Raw genomic sequence first — 23,013 nt, forward strand, 5'->3', positions numbered from 1 at the left:
AAGCCAGGGAGCGGAACTCCTGAGCCGACGTTTTCAACATGAGGGAAACTTGTTTTTAACGTTAGTGCGTTGAGTTTGTTTCAACTTAAAAGAGTCTCGACAATGCACACCATCATTTATGCATTGGAGAGATCGCCATGGCCCTGGCCCATAGCCTCGGATTCCCCCGAATCGGACGTGACCGTGAACTGAAGAAAGCTCAAGAGGCGTTCTGGAAAGGAGAGCTGGATGAAGCCGGCCTGCGCGCCGTAGGCCGCGAGCTGCGTGCTCGCCACTGGCAGGTGCAGAAGGACGCCGGCATCGAGCTGCTGCCGGTCGGCGATTTCGCCTGGTATGACGGGGTGCTGGCGCACTCGCTGACCTTCGGCGTGATTCCCGAGCGCTTCCGCCCGGCCAGCGGCAAGCCGACCCTGGAGACGCTGTTCGCCATGGCCCGTGGCGTCAGTGGCGACGCCTGCTGCGGCGGTGCCCATGCGCAAGAGATGACCAAGTGGTTCGATACCAACTACCACTACCTGGTGCCCGAATTCACCGCCGACCAGCAGTTCGCCCTCAGTTGGGAGCAGTTGTTCGAGGAAGTGGCCGAAGCCCAGGCCCTCGGCCATTGCGTCAAGCCGGTGGTGATCGGCCCGCTCACCTACCTGTGGCTGGGCAAACTCAAGGGCGACGCCCAGGGCTTCGACAAGCTGGAGTTGCTCGAACGCCTGCTGCCGCTCTACGGGCAGATCTTCCAGCGCCTTGCCGAGCAGGGCGTGGAGTGGGTGCAGATCGACGAGCCGATCCTGGTGCTCGATTTGCCGCAGGACTGGAAGAACGCCTTCGAGCGCGCCTACAACAGCCTGCAGCGGGAGCCGCTGAAAAAGCTGATCGCCACCTACTTCGGCGGCCTGGAGGACAACCTCGGCCTGGCCGCCAACCTGCCGGTGGACGGCCTGCACATCGACCTGGTGCGCGCGCCAGAGCAGTACCCGACCATTCTCGACCGCCTGCCAGCCTACAAGGTGCTGTCCCTTGGCGTGGTCAATGGCCGCAACGTATGGCGCTGCGATCTGGAGAAGGCCCTGGCGGTGATCGGCCATGCCCACAGCCGGCTTGGCGAACGCCTGTGGATCGCGCCGTCCTGCTCGCTGCTGCACAGCCCGGTCGACCTGGCCCGTGAAGAAGGCCTGGATACGGAACTGAAAAGCTGGCTGGCCTTCGCCACCCAGAAGTGTGCCGAAGTGGCGGTGCTGGCCCTGGCCGTCAACCAGCCCGATGCCCCCGAGGTACGCAAGGCGCTGGCCGAAAGCCGCGCCGTGCAGGCCAGCCGGGCGGCGTCGCCGCGCATTCACAAACCCCAGGTGCAGGCCCGTCTCGCCGCCGTGAAAGCGGGCGACAGCCAGCGCCGTTCGCCCTTCGCCCAGCGTATCGCCAAGCAGCGCATTGGCCTGGCCCTGCCGCCATTCCCCACCACCACCATCGGCTCCTTTCCGCAGACCTCGGCGATTCGCCTGGCCCGTCAGGCGTTCAAGCAGGGCAAGCTGTCGCTGGGTGATTACACCGATGCGATGCACAGCGAGATTCGCCACGCGGTGAAGATTCAGGAGCGTTTGGGCCTGGACGTACTGGTGCACGGCGAGGCCGAGCGCAACGACATGGTCGAATACTTCGCCGAGCAGCTCGACGGCTACCTGTTCACCCGCTTCGGCTGGGTGCAGAGCTATGGCTCGCGCTGCGTCAAGCCGGCGATCATCTACGGCGACCTGAGCCGCCCGAAAGCCATGACCGTGGAGTGGATCCGCTACGCCCAGAGCCTCACCGGCAAGGTGATGAAGGGCATGCTGACCGGCCCGGTGACCATGCTGATGTGGTCGTTTCCCCGCGAGGACGTCAGCCGCGAGGTGCAGGCTCGCCAGCTGGCCCTGGCGCTGCGTGACGAGGTGGTGGACCTGGAAGCGGCCGGTATCAAGGTCATCCAGATCGACGAGGCCGCGTTCCGTGAAGGCCTGCCGCTGCGGCAGGTGGACTGGCAGGCGTATCTGGGCTGGGCCACCGAGGCGTTTCGCCTGTGCGCCAGCGGCGTGCGCGACGAAACCCAGATCCACACCCACATGTGCTACAGCGAGTTCAACGACGTGATCGAGTCCATCGCCGCCATGGATGCCGACGTGATCACCATCGAGACCTCGCGCTCGGACATGGAGTTGCTGGACGCCTTCGAGGCCTTCGAATACCCCAACGACATCGGGCCGGGCGTCTATGACATTCACTCGCCGCGGGTGCCGGACACTGCCGAGATGGTCAAGCTGATGCGCAAGGCCGTGCAGCGCATTCCCGCCGAACGCCTGTGGGTCAACCCGGATTGCGGCTTGAAGACCCGCGGCTGGCCGGAGACCGAGGCGGCGTTGGTGAATATGGTCGCGGCAGCGCGGCAGCTGCGCAGAGAACTGGCGTAAAACCCGGTAGCGCAGCGATACCCGGGAGCGATTGCCCTGGGTATCGCTGCGCTCAACCGCAGGCTACGGAGTTGTGGAGTTATCGTCGCGCGCATGGCGCGCTCCCACAAATGCCAGCAGGCGTCAGCCCGCCAGATACTGCTCGGTCGACACCACCGACGCATAGGCGAATGCCAGGGCGGCCATATAGGCCGCCTGCACCTGGTCGGCCGACACCTGCTTGCCTTCGAACTCCTGATCACGGGTTGCGCAGGCATCGTGAATCACCGTAGTGGCGTAACCGAAATCGGCGCTGGCGCGGGCCGCGGCGTCGATGCACATATGGCTCATGGCGCCGACCAGGGAGACTTGCTGCACGCCAGCCTTGTCCAGCAGCGCCTTCAGGTCGGTACCGAGAAAGGCGTTGACCTTGTGCTTGAGCACCACGCTTTCGCCAGCCCGCGGCTCGACCTGTTCATGGATGTGCGCGCCGCTGGAACCGGGCGCGAAAAAGGGCGCGTCCACGCTCTCGAATTCATGGCGCACGTGCACTACCGTATCACCCGCGGCGCGGGCGGCGGCCAGCACGCGCGCGGCGTTGGCGGTGGCAGCGTCCATTTCGTGTAGCGACCACTTGCCGCCAGGGAAGTAGTCGTTCTGGATGTCGATCAGAATCAGGGCGCGCTTGCTCATGGCGTTCTCCGGGGTATGGATACCCACACCTTAACCTGCAAGCCGGCGAAACGGCAGGGTGAAGCGCCGATCTCTGCGCGCAGCTGCGTCACACCGAATCTTCGGCCGCTTTGCCTGCCGGATTGTCGCGGGTCGGCATGGCGAGGATTTCCGGCAGCACCTCGCGAGCGAACACGGCGTGCAGGCGCCACAGCTCGGCGACCGGGTCGCGGTGATGGTCGACGCGGATGTCCCACAGCGGGTATTCCTCGCGGTCGACGATATAGATGACCGCCGAGGATTCTCCTTCACGGTCGCCACCGCGATCATCGCCGGCTTCCAGGGCATCGATCAGGCGCTCGACCAGCGGGCGGTCCTCACCGCGGCGGAAAGCATCGGCGACGGCATCGAGCACCTGCGGGCCGGCCAGGCGATTGCCCTGCACGGAAAACTGTTCGCCGGACAGCGAGCCGGCCCAGGGGATGCACTCGCTGCCCGTCCAGCACACGCTGTCGCCGTTGCTGTCGATCAGCGCCAGCTGGCGCAGTTGCATGCACGGGTCGGTGTCCATCAGTCGCTTCAGGGCGGCTGGCGCCGAATGCCCAGCGCGCAGCAGCGCCAGGCCGTCGAGCCCCAGGTATGGGTTGACCTGGGCCTGGGTCGCCACCGCACCGGCACTGGCCGCTGCATGGCTGAGCAATTTGCCCACGGCGGGCATGGCGGTGGCGGCGGCAACGCCGAACTGGCCGGTTCGTGGGCAGCGGGCAACGATGGAAAAGGTCATGGCGGCTCCTTTTTGCGCGTGTGGCTTAGGCCGCTTCTCGTGCGTGATCGTTCCGCTCGTCGTATGGCTATCGGTATTTGTTGATAAGCATTATCATTCGCCGCCTTGCCGTCTCGCTTCTGTCCGCATCGCCACGAGCAGTCCGTTTACATGGTCGATCTCCCGTCCTCGCCCGAATCTCGCCAGCCCGACCCGTCCGTGACGGAGCCGGTGCAACGTGACGCGTTCCTGCACACCTTTCTCGCCCGTCGCGAACAGATGGAAGCGGTATTGCGTCGGCGCGTCGGCTGTCGGGCGACGGCGGCGGATCTGGTACAGGAGTTGTTTCTGCGCTTCTGGCGACGGCCCAGTGCGCCGCTCGAAGACATGGGCAGTTATCTGATTCGCAGCGCCCACAACCTGGCCATCGACCACCTGCGCAGCGAGGGCGCTCGCTCCCGTAACGAGGCGGGTCTGCTGCCTGAGCAGCGCGGCGATTCGAGCGTTTCGCTGGATGCAGCGCTGGAGGCGGGCAGTGATCTGCGCCGTGTCGAGGCGGCCTTGCGGGCCTTGCCAGAGCGCACCCGGCACATCTTTCTGCTCAACCGCATCCACGGCCAGACCTACGGGCAGATCGCCCGCAGCATGACGCTTTCCCAGAGCGCGGTGGAAAAACATATGATGCGCGCCCTGGAAGCTTGCAAGGCCAGCGTCATCGATATGCCGGCCAGCCATTCACACGGAAGCGCTGCGCCATGAGCCTCGAGTCATCCCCACCGCTGTCGCCTATCGAGCAGGATGCCTGGCTGTGGCTCGGCCGCCTGCAGGGCCAGCCCGACGATGGCGTGCAGATGGCATTCGAGCAATGGCTGGCCGCTGCGCCCGAGCACGTCGATACCTTCGTGCACATGCAGTCGCTCTGGCACCTGAGCCGCCCGGCTGCCCAGCAACTGGCCGAGGAGGAGCACGCCGCCCTGCAGCAGTACCTGCGTGCGCCGAAGCGCCGGCGCCGGTACTGGGCGCCGAGCTTGGCGATGGCCGCCTGCCTGCTGCTGGTGGTGTGGGTCGGCGGCTGGCAGCCGCTACGCTGGGTCGATGACCTGGGCGCGGATATGGTGTCGGCGCCGGGTGAGGTACGCACGGTGACGCTAAGCGACGGATCGAGCGTGGTGCTGGACGCCGACAGCGCCATCGCCGTGCGCTACAGCGTGGGCGAGCGGCACGTAGAGCTGCGCCGTGGGGCGGCGTATTTCCGCGTGGTGCCGGGCGAGATTCCCTTTACCGTAGCCGCGGCCGGTGGCGAGGCGCGGGTGCTCGGCACGCGCTTCGAGGTGCGGCACCTGGGGGAGGGCGCGCGAGTTTCGGTGCAGCAGGGGCGGGTGGCGGTGCGCGGCGGGCCACTGGAGGCGCCGCGGGTACTGACTGCCGATCAGCAGGTCAGTTACCGGGATGGCGTCAGCGGCAATCCCCTGGCCGTCGACACCAGTGCGCTGACCGCCTGGCGCGATGGCCGCCTGAGTTTCTATCGCGCCCCGCTGGGCGATGTGCTCGACGAACTACGCCGTTATTACCCGGGGCGCATCGTGCTGCTCGACGACGCGCTGCGCGGCAAACGGGTCAGCGGCAGCTTCGCCAGCCAGGATCCCGGGGCGATTCTCGATGCCCTGCAGGGCGTGGTGGGCTTCGAGCAGCACAAGGTGTTGGGGCGGCTGATCATCCTGCGCTGAAAAATATTTTCAGGCTGGGGTGAGGTAGAGCCGCACGGCATTCGTGTAGTGCTTTGAATGCGACTTTTTCGCACTGACAGCCCGCCTCTGGATGAACACCACCATGAACCACCGCACCATGCGCCGGCAGGATGCCTCCTTGAAACACATCGGTCTGGCCACCTGCCTGCTGGGCTCGGCCATCCTGCCCCTGTCGCAACCCGCCCTGGCCCAGGCCAGCGCCGATCAGGCCGCGACCTACGACTTCGCCATCGCTGCGCAGCCACTGCCTCGGGCGCTCGATGCCTTCAGCCGCATCACTGGCCTCAATGTGGTGTACACCGACGAAGCGCCCTACGCGTTACAGGCGCCAGCGCTCGAGGGGCGCATGAGCGCCGAGCAGGCGCTGGCCCGGTTGCTGGCCGGTTCCGGTTTCACCTTCGCCCGGGCGGGTGCCAGTACCGTCACCCTGCAGGCACTGCCCAGCGACGGCGCCCTGAACCTTGGTGCGGTGAACATCCAGTCGCAGCGCACGCCGAGCACTAGCTACCAGCCGCCGGAAACCACTTCGCTGACGCGCAGCGACACGCCGCTGCTGGAGATCCCCCAGGCCGTCGCGGTGGTGCCGACCCAGGTGCTGCAGGATCAGCAGCCGCAGACGCTCGACGAGGCGCTGGTCAACGTCAGCGGCATCACCCAGTCCAACACCCTGGGCAGCACCCTGGATGCGGTGATGAAGCGCGGTTTCGGCGATAACCGCGACGGCTCCATCCTGCGTGACGGCATGCGCACCATCCAGGGCCGCAACTTCACCGCCACCGCCGAGCGCGTCGAAGTGCTCAAGGGGCCGTCGTCGATGCTCTACGGCATTCTCGATCCGGGCGGGGTGATCAATGTGGTCAGCAAGAAACCGCAGCTGGAAAGCTACCGCGCCATCACCGGCCGTGCCTCGACCTACGGCCACGGCAAGAATGGCAGCGGCGGCACCCTGGACGTGACCGGCCCGCTGGGCGAAACCGGCCTGGCCTACCGGCTGGTCGCCGATTATGACGACGCCGACTATTGGCGCGACTTCGGCCACAACCGCGACAAGACCTTCGCACCCTCCCTGGCCTGGTACGGCGAGGACACCACGGTCACCCTCAGCCACGAGTACCGCGAGTATTCGGTGCCGTTCGACCGCGGCACCCTCTTTCGCAATGGCAAGCCGCTGGACATTCCCGCCGAGCGCCGGCTGGACGAGGCCTACAACATCACCGAAGGCCGCTCGAACCTGACCATCTTCGACCTCTCGCATCAGCTCAACGAAGACTGGAAAGCCCACTTCGCCTACAGCTACAACCGTGACAGCTACGACGACTACCAGGCGCGAATTCTTCGCGAGCCGCCCTCCGATAGCAGTAACGCCTATGTTCGTCGCCTGGATGGCACCCGGGGTGCGGTCAGCACCTCGCACTTCGCCACCTTCGATCTGGATGGCAAGGTGCAGCTTGGCGGTATGCAGCACGACCTGTTGATGGGCGTGGATCACGAATACCGCAAGTTCTACCGTGAGGATCTGTTGCGCCAGAACACCGCCGTCCGTTTCGACCCGTTCAACCCGGTCTACGGCAACGTGCCGGTGCCCACCACGGTGGTTGCCAGCGACAGCGACCAGACCGATCGCGTCGTTACCCAGTCGGCGTTCTTGCAGGATTCGGTGCACCTCAACGAGCAGTGGATCTTCGTGGCTGGAGCGCGCTACCAGCTCTATGACCAGATGTCCGGGCGCGGTCGGCCGTTCAACAAGAACACCGATATCGACGGCCAGGTCTGGGTACCGCGGGTAGGGCTGGTGTACAAACTCAACGACGAGCTGTCGCTGTATGGCGGTTACACCGAATCGTTCAAGCCCAACTCGACCATCGCGCCGCTGACCAATGGTGCTTCCATCAATGGCGTGCAGCCGGAGGAGGGCAAGAGCTGGGAGATCGGCGCCAAGCTGGATATGCCCGGGCGCGTTACCGGCACGCTGGCGCTGTTCGATATCGTCAAGGAAAACGTGCTGGTGACCCAGACCGTGGGTGGTGAAACTATTGCCACCGGTGCTGGCGAAGTGCGCTCCCGCGGTGTCGAGCTGGACGTGACCGGGCAGTTGACCGATGACCTCAGCCTGATCGGCACCTATGCCTTTACCGATGCCGAAGTCACCAAGGACCCGGAACTCAAGGGCAATGGTCTGCAGAACGTGGCCCGGCACACCGCGTCGCTGTACGGCGTGTATGACTTTGGTCAGGTGTTCGGTGCCGACCGTGTGCGCGCAGGTTTAGGGGCCCGCTACGTGGGTGACCGGGAGGGCGATGCGGCCAATAACTTCACCCTGCCGTCCTACACCGTGGCCGACGCCTTTACCAGCTACGACACGCGCCTGGGCGACAACAAGCTCAAGCTGCAGCTCAACGTGAAGAACCTGTTCGACAAGACCTACTACAGCTCCTCGGTGAACAACCTTGCCGTCTCCGTCGGCGAGCCGCGCCAAGTGCAGCTCTCCAGTACCCTGGAGTTCTGACCTGGGTATCGCTTCGCTCAACCACAGGCTACGTTGATCGCCTGTAGCCCGGTGTTGAGCGTAGCGATACCCGGGGACGGTTGACGCTCCAAACCCCAGAAAAGCAAGAGCCCGGCGCTAGGCCGGGCTCTTGTCTATCGCAGGGCGATGCTTACTGCACTTCCACCGCCAGGCTTTCGGCGATCTTCTTGTTCCAGATCGCAGGACCCGTGATGTGCACCGACTCGCCGTTGCTGTCGACGGCGACGGTGACCGGCATGTCCTTGACCTCGAACTCGTAGATCGCTTCCATGCCCAGCTCGGCGAATGCCAGCACCTTGGACTTCTTGATCGCCTGTGCGACCAGATAGGCGGCGCCACCGACGGCCATCAGGTACACGGCCTTGTTGTCCTTGATCGCGTCGATGGCGGTCGGGCCGCGCTCGGATTTACCGATCATGCCCAACAGGCCGGTCTGCTCGAGGATCTGCCGGGTGAACTTGTCCATCCGCGTGGCGGTGGTCGGGCCGGCTGGGCCTACCACTTCGTCGCCGATCGGGTCGACCGGGCCCACGTAGTAGATGAAGCGGCCTTTCAGGTCGACCGGCAGTTGCTCACCCTTGTTGAGCATCTCGACCATGCGCTTGTGCGCAGCGTCGCGACCGGTGAGCATCTTGCCGTTGAGCAGGATGGTCTCGCCCGGCTTCCAGCTCTGCACGTCTTCCGGGGTCAGGGTGTCGAGGTCGACGCGGCGCGCCGACGGGCCGGCTTCCCAGACGATTTCCGGGTAGGCGTCCAGGGAAGGCGCTTCCAGCTCGGCCGGGCCGCTGCCATCGAGCACGAAGTGGGCGTGACGGGTGGCGGCGCAGTTGGGGATCATGCACACCGGCAGCGAAGCCGCGTGGGTCGGGTAATCCATGATCTTGACGTCGAGCACGGTGGTCAGGCCGCCCAGGCCCTGGGCGCCGATGCCCAGCTGGTTGACCTTCTCGAATAGCTCCAGACGCAGCTCTTCGATCTTGTTCTGCGGGCCACGGGCCTGCAGTTCATGGATGTCGATGTGCTCCATGAGCACTTCCTTGGCCATCACCGCGGCCTTCTCGGCGGTACCGCCGATGCCGATGCCGAGCATGCCGGGCGGGCACCAGCCGGCGCCCATGGTCGGCACGGTCTTCAGCACCCAATCGACGATCGAGTCGGACGGGTTAAGCATGGCCATCTTCGACTTGTTCTCGGAGCCGCCGCCCTTGGCCGCGACGTCCACTTCCACCTTGTCGCCAGGGACGATGGAGTAGTGGATCACGGCCGGGGTGTTGTCCTTGGTGTTCTTGCGGGCACCGGCCGGGTCGGCCAGGATCGAGGCGCGCAGCACGTTCTCGGGCAGGTTGTAGGCGCGGCGTACGCCTTCGTTGATCATGTCGTCGACGCTCATGGTGGCGCCGTCCCAGCGCACGTCCATGCCGACCTTGACGAATACGGTGACGATGCCGGTGTCCTGGCAGATCGGGCGGTGGCCGGTGGCACACATGCGCGAGTTGATCAGGATCTGCGCCATGGAGTCGCGGGCAGCCGGCGATTCTTCCTTCAGGTAGGCTTCGTGCATCGCCTGGATGAAGTCGACGGGGTGGTAGTAGGAGATGAACTGCAGGGCGTCGGCGACGCTCTGGATCAGGTCGTCTTGCTTGATCACGGTCATGTAGGGCGCTCCCTTGTAGGGCAGGAACTTCAAATGCCGGAGCGTTGCCGGCTCGTTCTAAAAGGCGCGGCAGTATACCGCGCAGGCGGCGCGCGGGACACCCGTTGGGCTGGCGCGATGACTCCACATATTCACTAGGCTTTTGCATGGCGCACGGTTAGAGTGGAGGCCAGTTGCCAGTATGGGAGGGAGCCCATGACCTCCAGCAACCATCCACTCAATCAAAAGACCCTGCAGCGCCTGCTGATCAAGCGCTTCGGCATGGCCGTGGCCACCTACCTGACCCTCTCCGTCGTCGTGCTGGTGGCTTATTTCTGTGGCCTGTTCAGCGCAGCCGGCAATGCGGTCGCGCTGCTGCTGGGCGCTACCGTGATCAGCCAGCTGGCATTTCTCGGCGCTTTTCTCAGTGGTCGCAACCTGGGCTTCGCTGACCCGAGCCTGACCGAGGTGCAGGTGCTGGTTGCTCTGGGCCTGACCACGGCGCTGGTCGCCATGCTCGACCATGGGCGCGGCAGTCTGCTGGTGGTCTACCCGATGTCGATGCTGTTCGGGCTGTTCCAGCTGCGCACCTGGGTGTTCTTTCGCTGCGCGTGCCTGGCCTTCGGCGGTTTCCTGGCCATCAATATCTACGAGTTCCAGGCGGGCACCACCCGGGATCTCGGCCTGGCAGTGCTGCAGGTTTGCGTGCTGGGCCTGGTGCTGGCCTGGCTGAACCTGTTCGCCTGGTACATGCAGCAGATGCGCCAGCGTATGCGCAAGCGCCGCTTCGCCCTGCAGGCGCACCAGGAAACCCTGCGCGGCATGATGCGCCAGCTCGAGGACATGGTGGCCACCGACGAACTCACCGGCCTGTACAACCGCCGGCATTTCCTGCGCATGGCCGCCCAGGCGCTGGAGAGCCTGACGCCCCTGCGCCAGCACGGCCTGGCACTGATCGATCTGGATCACTTCAAGAGCATCAACGACCGGCACGGTCATGCCGCCGGCGACCGCGTGCTGCAAGCTTTCGCCGGCGTGGCCAGCGCCTGTCTGCGCGAAGGTGACGTGATCGCCCGCTACGGTGGCGAGGAGTTCGTCCTGCTGATACCCGATACCGATGCCGATTCCTTCCTGGCCTGCTGCGAGCGCCTGCGCGTGGCGTTCAGTGAGTGCGAGCCGGTTAATGTTAAGGTGCCCAATCTCAGCCTGTCCGTGGGAATGACCCTGGTGACCATGCACGACGATCTCGACGAAGCCCTGCACCGGGCCGACCAGGCGCTCTACCAGGCCAAGCGCAGTGGCCGCAATTGCAGTGCCTCGACCTGGATGCTGGCCGATGCCTGAGCTGCGCCTCGGTGAGCGCCACTGGGAGGTGGGCGCTGCCAGCAATCTGCTCGATGCCTTGCTCGGCGCCGGCGTGGCGGTGCCCTACAGTTGCCGCGCCGGCAGTTGCCAGGCCTGCATGGTGCGCTGCGTGGCGGGCGAGCCACGCGACGCCAAACCCGACGCCCTCGATTCCGCGCGCCGCGAGCAGGGCTGGCGGCTGGCTTGCCAGTGCAGCGTGGTCGAGCCTTTGCAGGTGGAAGTATTCGACCCGACCCGCGATGGGCTGCCGGCACAGGTACAGGCCCTGGATTGGCTCAGCGAGCGGGTAGTGCGCCTGCGCCTGCAGCCGCAGCAACCCCTGCGCTATCGGGCGGGCCAGCACCTGCTGTTATGGACGGCCGAGGGTATCGCCCGACCATACTCGCTGGCCTGTCTGCCTGGGGAAGACGCCAGCCTGGAATTTCACATCGATTGTGGCCGGCCTGGCGCTTTCTGTGATGCCGCCCGGCAGCTTCAGACGGGCGATAGTCTTCGCCTCGGAGCATTGAGCGGCGGGGCGCTGCGCTACGACGCTGACTGGCAGGAACGGCCGCTTTGGCTGCTCGGCGCCGGAACCGGCCTGGCGCCCTTGTGGGCCGTGTTGCGCGAGGCGCTGCGTCAGGATCATCAGGGACCGATCCGCGTCGTGCATCTGGCCAGCACGGGTGAAGAGCATTACCTGGCGCAGTCGCTGCGGGAAGTCGCCCTGCATAATCCACGGGTGCAGGTCGAACTGATCGAGGCGGCGCAGTTGCCCGCGTTCCTGTCGGCCCTGCGCCTCGCGTCCCGGCAGACGGTGGCCTTGCTCTGCGGCGGTTCCGAGGCGGTTGAGGCGTTCTCACGGCGTCTGTACTTGGCTGGCCTGCCGCGCAGCCAGCTACTGAGCGACCAGTTTGTGCCTCACGCCTGATTATCCGACACACATGAAAAGGCCCGCATCGATGCGGGCCTTCTCGTTGCTGCGCTGATCCTCAGACCAGTGCGTCACCGACATGCAGGATCTTCATGCCGTTGGTGCCGCCGATGGTGTGGTAGCTGTCGCCCTTGGTAAGGATGACCCAGTCGCCTTGCTCGACCAGGCCACGCTTGAGCAGCTCGTCCACCGCAGCCTGGCTGACTTCGCCCGGGGGCAGGGCGGCCGGGTCGAACGGAATGGTGTACACGCCGCGGAACATGGCCGAGCGCGCTTGAGTGTCGCGGTGTGGGGAGAACGAGTAGATCGGCACCGAGGAGCGGATACGCGACATGATCAACGGGGTGTAGCCACTCTCGGTGAGCGCGATGATCGCCTTCACGCCCGGGAAGTGGTTGGCCGTGTACATCGCCGCCAGGGCGATGCTCTCGTCGCAACGCTCGAAGGTTTTACCGATACGGTGGCTGGAGCTCTTGCCGGTCGGGTGACGCTCGGCGCCCAGGCAGATGCGCGCCATGGCCTGCACGGCTTCCAGCGGGTAGGCACCGGCGGCGCTCTCGGCCGACAGCATGACCGCGTCGGTGTAGTCGAGCACGGCGTTGGCTACGTCGGAGACCTCGGCACGGGTCGGCATCGGGTTCTGGATCATCGACTCCATCATCTGGGTCGCGACGATCACCGCCTTGTTGTGGCGACGTGCGTGCAGAATGATCTTCTTCTGAATGCCCACCAGCTCGGCGTCGCCGATTTCCACGCCCAGGTCGCCACGGGCCACCATCACCACGTCGCTGGCCTTGATCAGGCCGTCGAGGGTTTCGTCGTCGGCGACCGCTTCGGCACGCTCGATCTTGGCGACCAGCCAGGCCTTGCCGCCAGACTCGTCACGCAGCTGGCGGGCGTATTCCATGTCCGCCGCATCACGCGGGAAGGACACGGCCAGGTAATCCAGGTCCATTTCGGCCGCGAGCTTGATGTCGGCCTTGTCCTTCTCGGTCAGGGCCGGGGCGGTGAGGCCACCACCACGACGGTTGATGCCCTTGTGGTCGGACAGTGGGCCGCCGATCAGTACGACGCATTCGAGGGTATCGGGGGTGGTGCTTTCAACGCGCATGACCACGCGACCATCGTCAAGCAGCAGCTCGTCGCCGACGCCGCAATCCTTGACCAGATCCGGGTAGTCGATACCGACAACCTGCTGGTTGCCCTCGGTCAGTGGATGACTGGTGGAGAAGGTGAAGCGATCACCGACTTCCAGCTCGATACGCTTGTTGGCGAACTTGGCGATGCGGATCTTCGGGCCTTGCAGGTCGCCCAGCAGGGCCACGTGTCGGCCATGCTTGGCGGCGATGTCGCGTACCAGCTGGGCGCGTGCCTTGTGCTCGTCCGGCGAGCCGTGGGAGAAGTTCAGACGGGCGACATCCAGCCCAGCCAGGATCAGCTTTTCCAGCATCTGCGGCGAGTTGCTGGCTGGGCCGAGGGTGGCGACGATTTTGGTGCGGCGAACGGTCATGCGCGGACTCCTTGATTGAAGCAGACCGCGAGGCTACTACGCCGCCGCGCTGTAGTCATCGTTGCGCTGCACTACTTTTCGGCAGGCAGCTTGACCACCAGCAGGTCGCAGTCCACCGATTCGAGCAGGCGCTCGGCGGTGTGGCCGATGAGGATGGTGTCCAGCCGGCCGCGGGCGATGGCGCCCATCACCAGCAGGTCGATTTCGTGCTTGCGCACGAAGCGCGGCAGCATGTTCTCCGGGGCACCTTCGAGCAGGTGAGCGGCGTCCGGTGCGATTGCGTGCTGGCGCACCAGTTCATCGAATGCCTGATGGTGTTGCTGCGCATCGTCGCTGAGGTACTTCTCGTAAGTGGCCAGCAGTTCGGTATTGTTGAGCAGCGTGCGTGGCAGTGGCGCGTGGCAATGGACGATGTCTGCATGCATGCCCAGGGCCTTGGCAAGCGCCTGGCTGGTCTCGATCAGGTGATGATCGAGGGTGGCTGGCTTGTCGTCCTTGTGCAGCGGATCGACGGCGGTACACAGGTTGTGTCCGCGCCATTCGGCGTGGTGCACCAGCCACAGCGGGAACGGGCAGTGGCGCATCAGTTGCCAGCAGCTGTCGGTCAGCAGCAGGCGGCGCAGCAGATTATTGTGGGCAGCGGACTTGAGCACCAGATCCGGTTGCAGGAGTTCGGCGGCTTCGAGCACCGTTTCGTGCAGGCGTTTACCCCAGCGAACCTCCTGTTGCAGGGCCAGGCCTTCGCTCTGCAGGGGCGCAAGCAATTCCTGCAACCACTTGTTGCGCTGCTCGAGCAGGGCATCCCGGGCTCTGTTCTGCAGGCTGTTTTCCAGCATGCTGCCATCCAGGGCGGCGCTATACTCGACCAGCAGCACGTGCAGCTGCGCCTGGGAGCGGCGGGCCAGCCAGGCGGCACGTTCCAGGGCGGGGTGGCTGGGTTGGCTGGCGTCGATCACGACCAGTAGCTTTTCGAGTTTCATGGGGGGCGACCTCGCAACGTGATTTTCTGGCATTGCAGCCCATCCTTAGCGGGCATGCGTTGACCTGAATCAGCCTAGAAGACCGCCACCAATCGTTCATCGTCCAAGCCAATGCAGCATGTTACGACTGTTCAGTTTTCGCGGACCGCGCCGATACGCTGCCCATTGGAGGAGAAACCCATGCGTATTCTGTTGCTGCTGTGCTGTGTCCTGGTCGTTGGCGGGTGCACCCGCATGTCGCTCGATCACCATCTGAACAAGGCCTACCAGGCTTACGACCGGGGCGATTGCGAAGACGCCTTGCTGTATCTGTCTCAGGCCGAGCGTTCGAGCCGTTCGCGCAGCTATATTCAGCCGGAGATTTCCCTGCTGCGCGGGCAATGCCTGGAGCGGCAGAACCTCTACCTCGATGCGGCGCAGACCTACCAGTTCATCATTGGCCGCTACCCCACCAGTGAATACGCCTTCCGTGCCCGCGCGCGGCTGGAAACCCTGCGTCAGCTCGGCCATCATGGCGTGCCGGAGCCCGCCAAGGTATCGCCTGCCGGAGCGCTCTGACGGCACAGGATTGCTCGCCGGGGGAGAGGCTGCGATGCGCGCGTTGCTAAGTCTGTTGCTGCTACCTTGCCTGGCCTTCGGGCAGGTGTACCGCTGGGTCGATGAAAACGGTCAGGTGCATTTCGGCCAGCAGCCTCAAGGCGCCGAGGCGCGGGTGATCGAGGTACGCCCGCAGGTGGTCGAGCGCGACGCCGCCACCCAGGCGCGTGAGCAGCATGCCGAACGCTACTTCCAGGCGCGCCGCGACGAACAGGCGCAGGCGGCACAGGCTCGCCGTGAGCAGCAGGCGCAACTCGCCAAGGAGTGCGCCCAGCTGCGTGCTCATCTCGCCTCGATGCCCCAAGGGCGTCGCTACTACCAGCCAGGCGCCAATGGCGAACGCCATTATTACAGCGATCAGGAGCTGGACGCCGCGCGGGCCCAGCTTGGCAGCCAGTTGTCAGGCCGCTGCCAATGAGCGCTGGTCAGTTCGCCAAGTAGGCGGCATACTCGGCTAACACTCATAGCGCTCTGCCATCATGAACGCCAATCGCCATATCGAGCGGCATCAACTGCCGTACTACCTGAACGTCTTCAATGCCTTTACCGACAAACCGATCGGTCATCTGGGCAATGTGTCGGCGGATGGCCTGATGCTGATCAGCCAATTGCCGGTACTGGTTGGCGGCTGCTTCGACCTGCGGTTGAAGATCCCGGGTTGCGACAGCTTTCGCTACATCGACTTCACGGCCACCTGCCAGTGGTGCCAGGAAGACGTGACGCCAGGCAGTTTCGATTCGGGGTTCGCACTCGAGGCGCCACCCGAGGACTATCTCGAGATGGTCGAGGCGCTACGTTACTACTTCAGCTTTCACCCGCTCGCGGCATCGGTATGACGGCTTGAAAAGGCCGATCGTGCATTGCGTCGCTCGTTCCGCTTCTTTTCTTCCTGCCCGTGTAAGACATTGCTTACACGTACTGTAAGCAAAGATGACGGTTTAGCGCTTGGAAACTGACTCGTTGAAAAATGGTTTTTCTAACTAGTTGAATATAAAGAATTTATTTTATTTTACGGGGCTTTTATTGGCCGGCACCAACCGCTGCCATGGCGTTGTGATAAATCCTTGAGTCGCTAATATCTGAACCGTGCTCAGGGACAAGCACAGGCTGTTAAGGAAAACGGCCAGGACGTCGCGGGATGCGATTCATCAGGATGATGAGTTGGGAGTTTCAGGGAATAGGGACAAAAGAGTGGGCGGGTAAAACCGCCCCTTTTTTTGCCTGCCGAAAAGTGCTCGTGCAGCTTCCCATTTGCTGCCTTGGATCGCCAGGGCGCGATCAGTCCAACTTTTCAGACGCCCATGAAAAATGCCGCACCCGTTCGGGTAGCGGCATTTTCGTCGACGGCTGATGCCGCCTCGCTCAGCGCTCGAGGTGCTGCAGCTTGTCTTTCACACCATCCCACTCTTCGGCATCGGGCAGGGCGTCTTTGCGCTCGGTGATGTTCGGCCAGACTTCTGCCAGCTCGGCGTTGAGCTCGATGTATTCCTGCATGCCATCGGGTATCTCGTCTTCGGAGAAGATGGCCTGTGCCGGGCACTCGGGCTCGCAAAGCGCGCAGTCGATGCACTCATCCGGGTGGATCACCAGGAAGTTCGGGCCCTCGTAGAAGCAGTCCACCGGACAGACTTCCACGCAGTCGGTGTACTTGCACTTGATGCAGTTGTCGGTGACGACGAAGGTCATTTCTAGTTTTCTCCTCGGGCTACGGCAGCGAGCGGTTTCTGAATCGGCCGCTCTTAGGCTCTGGAATGGGCTGCGGGCCAGGCTAACAAGCCGTCGAAAACTACCTGCGTTGGCAATACTGCGTTAAAAACGGCCAAAAAATGCTCATTTACAGCCTGTAAACTGCGCTTTTTCGGCCGTTTTTGCCTTGTCTTGCCTGCCTCGCCTACGTTTTCAACGGCCTGCTAAAGGCCGCAGCGCTCCCGGAGCGCGCGGGATTCTATCAGCTAGTTGGCTCCGGCGTTAGACCCGCGCCTTCCATGCATATAACAGTTCGAGTGCCTTGCGTGGGCTAAGGTCATCCGGATTGACCAGCTGCAGCTCCTCGAGCACGGGGTGCGGCAGGCTGGCGAACAGGTCGCTTTGCATCGGTGCAGCCGGCTGCCCTGCACCTTGCGGCGGCAGGTCGTGGGGCAGGCTGGTGGTTTCCAGGCGGGCCAGGTGTTCACGGGCACGCAGGATCACCGGGCCCGGTACGCCCGCCAGCTGCGCCACGGCCAGGCCATAGCTCTGGCTGGCCGGGCCGGGTAGCACGTGGTGCAGGAAGACGATGCGCTCGTTGTGCTCGGTGGCATTGAGGTGCACGTTAGCCACCGCCGGCTGGCTTTCCGGCAGCACGGTGAGTTCGAAGTAATGGGTGGCGAACAGCGTGTAGGCGCGCAGACTGGCCAGTTGCTCGGCCGCTGCCCAGGCCAGCGAAAGACCGTCGAAGGTGCTGGTACCGCGGCCCACTTCGTCCATCAGCACCAGGCTGCGGTCGCTGGCGTTATGCAGGATGTTGGCGGTTTCGCTCATCTCCACCATGAAGGTCGAGCGGCCGCCGGCCAGGTCGTCGCTGGAGCCGATGCGGGTGAAAATGCGGTCGACCATCGACAGCTCGCAGCGCGCCGCCGGTACGAAGCTGCCGATATGGGCGAGCAGCACGATCAGTGCGGTCTGGCGCATGTAGGTCGACTTACCGCCCATGTTCGGGCCGGTGATGATCAGCATCCGCGTGGCGTCGTCGAGCTTCAGGTCGTTGGCGACGAACGGTGTGGTCAGCACCTGCTCGACCACCGGGTGGCGACCCTGCTCGATCAGCATGCACGGCTCGTCGACGAAGCGCGGGCGATTGAGGTCCAGGTTCAGGGCACGTTCGGCCAGGTTGCTCAGCACGTCCAGTTCGGCCAGCGCGGCGGCGCTGTCCTGCAGCGGCCCGAGGTGGCCGATCAGGCGCTCCAACAGTTCTTCGTAGAGCTGCTTCTCACGGGCCAGCGCGCGGCTCTTGGCCGACAGCGCCTTGTCTTCGAACTCCTTGAGCTCGGGGGTGATGAAGCGCTCGGCGCCCTTGAGCGTCTGGCGACGGATATAGTCGGCCGGCGCCGACTCGGCCTGCTTGCTCGGCAGTTCGATGAAGTAACCATGCACGCGGTTGTAGCCGACCTTGAGGTTGGCCAGGCCGGTACGGGCCTTCTCGCGGGTTTCCAGATCCATCAGGTACTGACCGGCGTTCTCGCTGAGCGACTGCAGCTCGTCGAGTTCGGCGTCATAGCCGGTCTTCAGCACGCCGCCATCGCGAATCACCGCCGGCGGGTTGTCGATGATCGCCGTCGCGAGCAGCTCGGCCAGCTCCGGGTAGGTGCTGATGGTGCCTGCCAGCGCGGTCAGGTGGGCGCAGTCGAGCTGGGCCATGGCCTGTTGCAGCTCGGGCAGGGCGCCAAGGGCATCGCGCAGGCGCGCCAGATCCCGCGGGCGCGCATTACGCAGGCCGATACGGGCGAGAATACGCTCCAGGTCGCCGATTTCCTTGAGCTGCGGCTGCAGGGTTTCGAAACGGTAGCGGTCCAGCAGGCAGGCAATCGACTCCTGGCGGGCTTCGAGCACTGCGCGGTCACGCAGCGGGCGGTTCAGCCAGCGGCCGAGCAGGCGGCTGCCCATGGCGGTCTGGCAACGGTCGACCACCGATTGCAGGGTGTTGTCGCGGCCGCCGGCGAGGTTGACGTCCAGCTCCAGGTTGCGGCGGCTGGCGCCGTCGAGGATCACCGTATCGTCGATGCGTTCATGGCGCAGGCTGCGCAGGTGGGGCAGGGCGGTGCGCTGGGTTTCCTTGGCATAGGCCAGCAGGCAGCCGGCTGCGCCGATAGCCAGGGTCAGGGTTTCGCAGCCGAAGCCTTTGAGGTCCTGGGTGCCGAACTGCTGGCACAGGCTCTTCTGGGCCGTATCGCGTTCGAAATCCCAGGGCGCGCGACGACGCGAGCCACGGCGCTTCTCGGCCGGCAGGCCCTGGGGCCAGTCATCGGGAATCAGCAGCTCGGCCGGGTTGAGGCGCTCGAGTTCGGCCAGCAGGTTTTCCCAGCCTTTTATCTCCAGCACGCTGAAGCGGCCGCTGGTGATGTCCAGCACGGCAAGGCCGAACAGGCGCTCGTCACCCAATACGGCAGCCAGCAGGTTGTCGCGGTGTTCGTCGAGCAGCGCTTCGTCGCTGATGGTGCCCGGGGTGATGATGCGCACCACCTGGCGTTCCACCGGGCCCTTGCTGGTGGCCGGGTCGCCGATCTGCTCGCAGATGACCACCGACTCGCCGAGCTTGACCAGTTTGGCCAGGTAGCCCTCGACCGAGTGGAACGGAATACCGCACATCGGAATCGACTGGCCCGCCGACTGCCCGCGGGCGGTCAGGGTGATGTCCAGCAATTTGGCGGCTTTCTTGGCGTCCTCGTAGAAGATCTCGTAGAAGTCACCCATGCGATAGAACATCAGCTGGTCCGGGTGCTGATTCTTCAGCCGCCAATACTGCTGCATCATCGGGGTGTGAGAACTGAGGTCGCTTTGGCTCATCGTGTCGAGTGTCCGGCTGAATCGCAAAAGCGCGTAGTGTACGGTATCGACCCCTCCCGCTTTAACCCCGGAGCGCAGATGAATATCGATGAACGGTCCATCACCGAGCTCGCCGCCCGTCTCGGCCAGGCGCTGCTGGCCAAGGACGCTCAGGTCACCACCGCCGAGTCCTGCACCGGTGGTGGCATCGCCGAGGCCATAACCCGTGTGGCGGGCAGCTCGGCCTGGTTCGAGGCTGGCTTCGTCACCTATTCCAATACCCAGAAAACCCGCCAGCTGGGCGTGCCCGAAGCACACTTCGGTGCGGTAGGCGCGGTCAGTCGCGAGGTGGTCGAGGCCATGGTGCGCGGCGCCCAGGCCCAGAGTGGCGCGCGCTATGCAACGGCAGTCAGCGGCGTCGCCGGGCCGGGCGGCGGTAGCCTGGAGAAGCCGGTCGGCACCGTGTGGATCGCCTGGGGCGATGGCGACACATTGTTCAGCCGGCGCTTCCAGTTCCCCGGCGGTCGGGATGCCGTGCGTTTGCAAACCGTGGAAGCGGCGTTGCAGGGCCTGTTGCGACTACTGGTCGAAGAAAATCCTGCTGCGGGGTAGGCGAGTGCTGAACCCTGTGGAATAATACTGTCTACTTATACAGTTATTGGCCGTCAGGCCCTTCTGATCACGTGAGGAATACAATGGACGAGAACAAGAAGCGCGCGTTGGCGGCTGCCCTGGGCCAGATCGAGAAACAGTTCGGCAAGGGCGCAGTCATGCGCATGGGCGATCACGACCGTCAGGCCATTCCGGCCATTTCCACCGGCTCCCTGGGCCTCGACATCGCGCTTGGCATTGGCGGCTTGCCGAAAGGCCGGATCGTGGAAATCTACGGCCCGGAATCCTCGGGTAAGACCACGCTGACCCTGCAGGTCATCGCCGAAGCGCAGAAGGCAGGCGCCACCTGTGCCTTCGTCGACGCCGAGCACGCGCTGGACCCCGACTACGCCGGCAAGCTGGGCGTCAACGTCGACGACCTGCTGGTCTCGCAGCCGGATACCGGTGAGCAGGCCCTGGAAATCACCGACATGCTGGTGCGCTCCAACGCCATCGACGTGATCATCGTCGACTCCGTTGCCGCCCTGGTGCCGAAAGCGGAAATCGAAGGTGAGATGGGCGACATGCACGTCGGCCTGCAGGCTCGCCTGATGAGCCAGGCGCTGCGCAAGATCACCGGCAACATCAAGAACGCCAACTGCCTGGTGATCTTCATCAACCAGATCCGCATGAAGATCGGCGTGATGTTCGGTAGCCCGGAAACCACCACAGGTGGTAACGCCCTGAAGTTCTACGCCTCGGTTCGCCTCGACATTCGCCGCACCGGCGCGGTGAAAGAGGGCGACGAAGTGGTCGGCAGCGAAACCCGTGTGAAAGTGGTGAAGAACAAGGTCGCTCCGCCGTTCCGCCAAGCCGAGTTCCAGATTCTCTACGGCAAGGGCATCTACCGTAACGGCGAGATCATCGACCTCGGCGTGCAGCAGGGTCTGGTCGAAAAATCCGGCGCCTGGTACAGCTACAAGGGCAACAAGATCGGTCAGGGCAAGGCCAACGCCGCCAAGTTCCTGGAAGACAACGTGGAAGTGGCCCGCGAGATCGAAGGCCAGATCCGCGACAAGCTGCTGGTGGTGTCTGGGCCTGCCAAGGCCAATGCCACGGCTGCTGACCTGGTGGATACCGAAGCCGACTTCTGATGCCCGCTGTTCTGGATAACGTCGCGGCGGTGCGGCATGCCGCCATGGACCTGCTGGCGCGTCGTGAACACGGGCGTGTCGAACTGGCGCGCAAGTTGCGCCAGCGCGGAGCCTGCGACGAGCACATCGAAACGGCCCTCGATCGCCTGAGCGAAGAAGGGCTGTTGTCCGAGGCGCGTTATCTGGAAAGTTTCATCGGTTACCGGGCGCGCTCGGGTTTCGGCCCGCAGCGCATCCGCGATGATCTTTCCCAGCGTGGCTTGGCGCGAGCGGATGTCGACCAGGCGCTGCGCGACAGCGGTATTGATTGGCGCGAAGGCTTGCGGGAAACCTGGCAACGCAAGTTCGCTGGTCAATTGCCTCACGATGCTCGCGAGCGAGCCAAGCAGATGCGTTTTCTGGTCTATCGCGGTTATCCGATGGATCTGGTCGGCCAGCTGCTGCGCGGCGCGTTCGACGACTGACCCTCACCCGTGGCTCGGTTCGCCACTCTGACGCCCAGGCGTCCCCTTCCTTTTGACGCTGTGTTCAGCTCAGCCAATGCTGTGGCTGGTTGATCACGTCGAGCAATTCCCGCAAACGTCCCGCATTACGCCCGCTAAAGGTGAACGTCAGCCTTGGCAGTTCATGCAGCTCGGCGCCGTCGACGAGTTCGTCACCGGCTGGTTGCTGCTGGATGTCGCCATGCTTGCACAGGTCGCTGAACTGCAGGTTCAGGTGCGCCAGCGCGGCTTCGCTCAGCGGATGGCGCATGCGTACCACGAACTGATCCTGCAGCCAGCGGCTGGAATGGTAGTTGGCGTAGAAACGATCGATTTCCCGGGCGGCCGACTCGGCGTCGTGTACCAGGCGCATCAGGTTCAGGTCACTGGACAGGATGTAGCCGTTGCTGTCCAGGTTCTGCTGGATGTAATCGAGCAAGCCCTGCCAGAAGGTGCCATGCGGCTCGTCGAGCAGGATCACAGGCACCAGCGGGCTCTTGCCGGTCTGGATCAGGGTGATGACTTCCAGGGCTTCATCCAGGGTGCCGAAGCCGCCCGGGCAGAGCACCAGGGCGTCGGCTTCCTTGACGAAGAACAGCTTGCGCAGAAAGAAGAAATGGAAGGACAGCAGATTGTCGCTGCCTTTCATGACCGCATTGGCGGATTGCTCGAAGGGCAGGGTGATGTTGAAGCCCAGGCTGTTGTCGCGGCCCGCGCCTTCATGGGCGGCGGCCATGATGCCGCCACCGGCACCGGTGATCACCATCAGGTCATGGCGGGCGAGTGTCTCGCCCAGTTCCCGCGCCAGGGCGTAGACCGGATGACCGGGTTGGGTGCGCGCGGAGCCGAACACGGTGACCTTGCGGCGATGGCGAAAACGATCGAGCATGGCGAACGCTCGCTCCAGTTCACGCAGGGTCTGCAGCATGATCTTGGCGTCCCAGCGATTGCGGTCGGCCTGGGCCATGCGCACCACGGTGGCGAGCATTTCCCGGTACAGCTCGACGTTGGCGCTGCCAGCCGGCGTTATACGCGTTGCCAGGGCGTCCAGATCAGCTGCCAGTGCATCGCCGCTCGCCGGCAGGTTGCCATTCGCGTGGTCGTCCATTGCGCTACTCCTTATGCGTCAATGCCCCGAGTTCT

Annotated in this window: 20 protein-coding genes; 12 read left to right on the forward strand and 8 right to left on the reverse strand. The window is 64.3% G+C overall.

The window, feature by feature from the left end:
* Window positions 1-137: 137 nt before the first annotated feature.
* Window positions 138-2,435: a 5-methyltetrahydropteroyltriglutamate--homocysteine S-methyltransferase gene (metE, locus tag BVH01_RS23555; protein WP_075932656.1), complete on the forward strand. Its 2,298-nt coding sequence runs from the start codon at window positions 138-140 to the stop codon at window positions 2,433-2,435.
* 123 nt (window positions 2,436-2,558) lie between these two features.
* Here the strand turns inward: metE and BVH01_RS23560 are convergent, their stop codons facing one another.
* The gene (locus tag BVH01_RS23560) at window positions 2,559-3,107 is read right to left on the reverse strand and encodes a cysteine hydrolase family protein (protein WP_075932657.1); all 549 of its coding nucleotides are present in this window, start codon (window positions 3,105-3,107) and stop codon (window positions 2,559-2,561) included.
* Window positions 3,108-3,195: 88 nt separating this feature from the next.
* Window positions 3,196-3,870 (reverse strand): DUF1028 domain-containing protein, encoded by a 675-nt coding sequence (locus tag BVH01_RS23565; RefSeq protein ID WP_075932658.1) that lies wholly within the window; start codon window positions 3,868-3,870, stop codon window positions 3,196-3,198.
* A gap of 150 nt (window positions 3,871-4,020) precedes the next feature.
* Between BVH01_RS23565 and BVH01_RS23570 the strand changes: the two genes are divergently transcribed.
* From BVH01_RS23570 to BVH01_RS23580, 3 genes are all read left to right on the forward strand, one after another.
* Entirely contained in the window at window positions 4,021-4,608 is a 588-nt protein-coding gene (locus BVH01_RS23570) for an RNA polymerase sigma factor (protein WP_083659530.1), read from the forward strand.
* Entirely contained in the window at window positions 4,605-5,576 is a 972-nt protein-coding gene (locus tag BVH01_RS23575) for a FecR family protein (RefSeq protein WP_075932659.1), read from the forward strand. Before BVH01_RS23570 ends, BVH01_RS23575 begins: the two co-directional genes overlap by 4 nt.
* 118 nt (window positions 5,577-5,694) lie before the next feature.
* The gene (locus tag BVH01_RS23580; protein WP_075932715.1) at window positions 5,695-8,103 is read left to right on the forward strand and encodes a TonB-dependent receptor; all 2,409 of its coding nucleotides are present in this window, start codon (window positions 5,695-5,697) and stop codon (window positions 8,101-8,103) included.
* A gap of 151 nt (window positions 8,104-8,254) precedes the next feature.
* Here BVH01_RS23580 and BVH01_RS23585 read toward each other — a convergent pair whose 3' ends face one another.
* A complete protein-coding gene (locus BVH01_RS23585; protein WP_075932660.1) occupies window positions 8,255-9,778 on the reverse strand; it encodes a fumarate hydratase in 1,524 nt (507 codons plus the stop codon).
* Window positions 9,779-9,973: 195 nt separating this feature from the next.
* Here BVH01_RS23585 and BVH01_RS23590 point away from each other — a divergent pair, with 195 nt between their 5' ends.
* The gene (locus BVH01_RS23590) at window positions 9,974-11,101 is read left to right on the forward strand and encodes a diguanylate cyclase (protein ID WP_075932661.1); all 1,128 of its coding nucleotides are present in this window, start codon (window positions 9,974-9,976) and stop codon (window positions 11,099-11,101) included.
* Window positions 11,094-12,032, forward strand: coding sequence for an iron-sulfur-binding ferredoxin reductase (locus tag BVH01_RS23595; RefSeq protein ID WP_075932662.1), 939 nt, complete (start codon window positions 11,094-11,096; stop codon window positions 12,030-12,032). Before BVH01_RS23590 ends, BVH01_RS23595 begins: the two co-directional genes overlap by 8 nt.
* A gap of 61 nt (window positions 12,033-12,093) precedes the next feature.
* On the opposite strand, the gene pyk is transcribed toward BVH01_RS23595, so the two are convergent.
* Both pyk and BVH01_RS23605 read right to left on the reverse strand, forming a co-directional pair.
* Window positions 12,094-13,545: a pyruvate kinase gene (gene pyk, locus BVH01_RS23600; protein WP_075932663.1), complete on the reverse strand. Its 1,452-nt coding sequence runs from the start codon at window positions 13,543-13,545 to the stop codon at window positions 12,094-12,096.
* A gap of 71 nt (window positions 13,546-13,616) precedes the next feature.
* Window positions 13,617-14,525 (reverse strand): universal stress protein, encoded by a 909-nt coding sequence (locus BVH01_RS23605; protein ID WP_075932664.1) that lies wholly within the window; start codon window positions 14,523-14,525, stop codon window positions 13,617-13,619.
* A gap of 180 nt (window positions 14,526-14,705) precedes the next feature.
* On the opposite strand from BVH01_RS23605, the gene BVH01_RS23610 reads away from it, so the two are divergent.
* The 3 genes from BVH01_RS23610 (at window position 14,706) to BVH01_RS23620 (ending at window position 15,958) form a co-directional block, all read left to right on the forward strand.
* Window positions 14,706-15,083, forward strand: a complete 378-nt coding sequence (locus BVH01_RS23610; RefSeq protein ID WP_075932665.1) for a tol-pal system YbgF family protein — start codon at window positions 14,706-14,708, stop codon at window positions 15,081-15,083.
* A gap of 34 nt (window positions 15,084-15,117) precedes the next feature.
* Complete coding sequence (locus BVH01_RS23615) at window positions 15,118-15,540, forward strand: DUF4124 domain-containing protein (protein ID WP_075932666.1); 423 nt, start codon at window positions 15,118-15,120, stop codon at window positions 15,538-15,540.
* Between the two features lie 61 nt (window positions 15,541-15,601).
* Window positions 15,602-15,958 (forward strand): PilZ domain-containing protein, encoded by a 357-nt coding sequence (locus BVH01_RS23620; RefSeq protein ID WP_075932667.1) that lies wholly within the window; start codon window positions 15,602-15,604, stop codon window positions 15,956-15,958.
* 526 nt (window positions 15,959-16,484) lie between these two features.
* Here BVH01_RS23620 and fdxA read toward each other — a convergent pair.
* Both fdxA and mutS read right to left on the reverse strand, forming a co-directional pair.
* Entirely contained in the window at window positions 16,485-16,808 is a 324-nt protein-coding gene (gene fdxA / locus BVH01_RS23625; RefSeq protein WP_070885600.1) for a ferredoxin FdxA, read from the reverse strand.
* Between the two features lie 282 nt (window positions 16,809-17,090).
* Complete coding sequence (gene mutS, locus BVH01_RS23630; protein ID WP_075932668.1) at window positions 17,091-19,664, reverse strand: DNA mismatch repair protein MutS; 2,574 nt, start codon at window positions 19,662-19,664, stop codon at window positions 17,091-17,093.
* Between the two features lie 78 nt (window positions 19,665-19,742).
* Here mutS and BVH01_RS23635 point away from each other — a divergent pair, with 78 nt between their 5' ends.
* The 3 genes from BVH01_RS23635 (at window position 19,743) to recX (ending at window position 21,852) form a co-directional block, all read left to right on the forward strand.
* Complete coding sequence (locus tag BVH01_RS23635; RefSeq protein ID WP_075932669.1) at window positions 19,743-20,255, forward strand: CinA family protein; 513 nt, start codon at window positions 19,743-19,745, stop codon at window positions 20,253-20,255.
* A gap of 83 nt (window positions 20,256-20,338) precedes the next feature.
* A complete protein-coding gene (gene recA, locus BVH01_RS23640; protein WP_075932670.1) occupies window positions 20,339-21,388 on the forward strand; it encodes a recombinase RecA in 1,050 nt (349 codons plus the stop codon).
* A complete protein-coding gene (gene recX / locus BVH01_RS23645) occupies window positions 21,388-21,852 on the forward strand; it encodes a recombination regulator RecX (protein ID WP_075932671.1) in 465 nt (154 codons plus the stop codon). Before recA ends, recX begins: the two co-directional genes overlap by 1 nt.
* 64 nt (window positions 21,853-21,916) lie before the next feature.
* Here the strand turns inward: recX and BVH01_RS23650 are convergent, their stop codons facing one another.
* Window positions 21,917-22,978: an LOG family protein gene (locus BVH01_RS23650; protein WP_075932672.1), complete on the reverse strand. Its 1,062-nt coding sequence runs from the start codon at window positions 22,976-22,978 to the stop codon at window positions 21,917-21,919.
* Between the last annotated feature and the right edge of the window lie 35 nt (window positions 22,979-23,013).

It is taken from the genome of Pseudomonas sp. PA1(2017) (genome assembly GCF_001945375.1).
Classification (GTDB): domain Bacteria; phylum Pseudomonadota; class Gammaproteobacteria; order Pseudomonadales; family Pseudomonadaceae; genus Aquipseudomonas.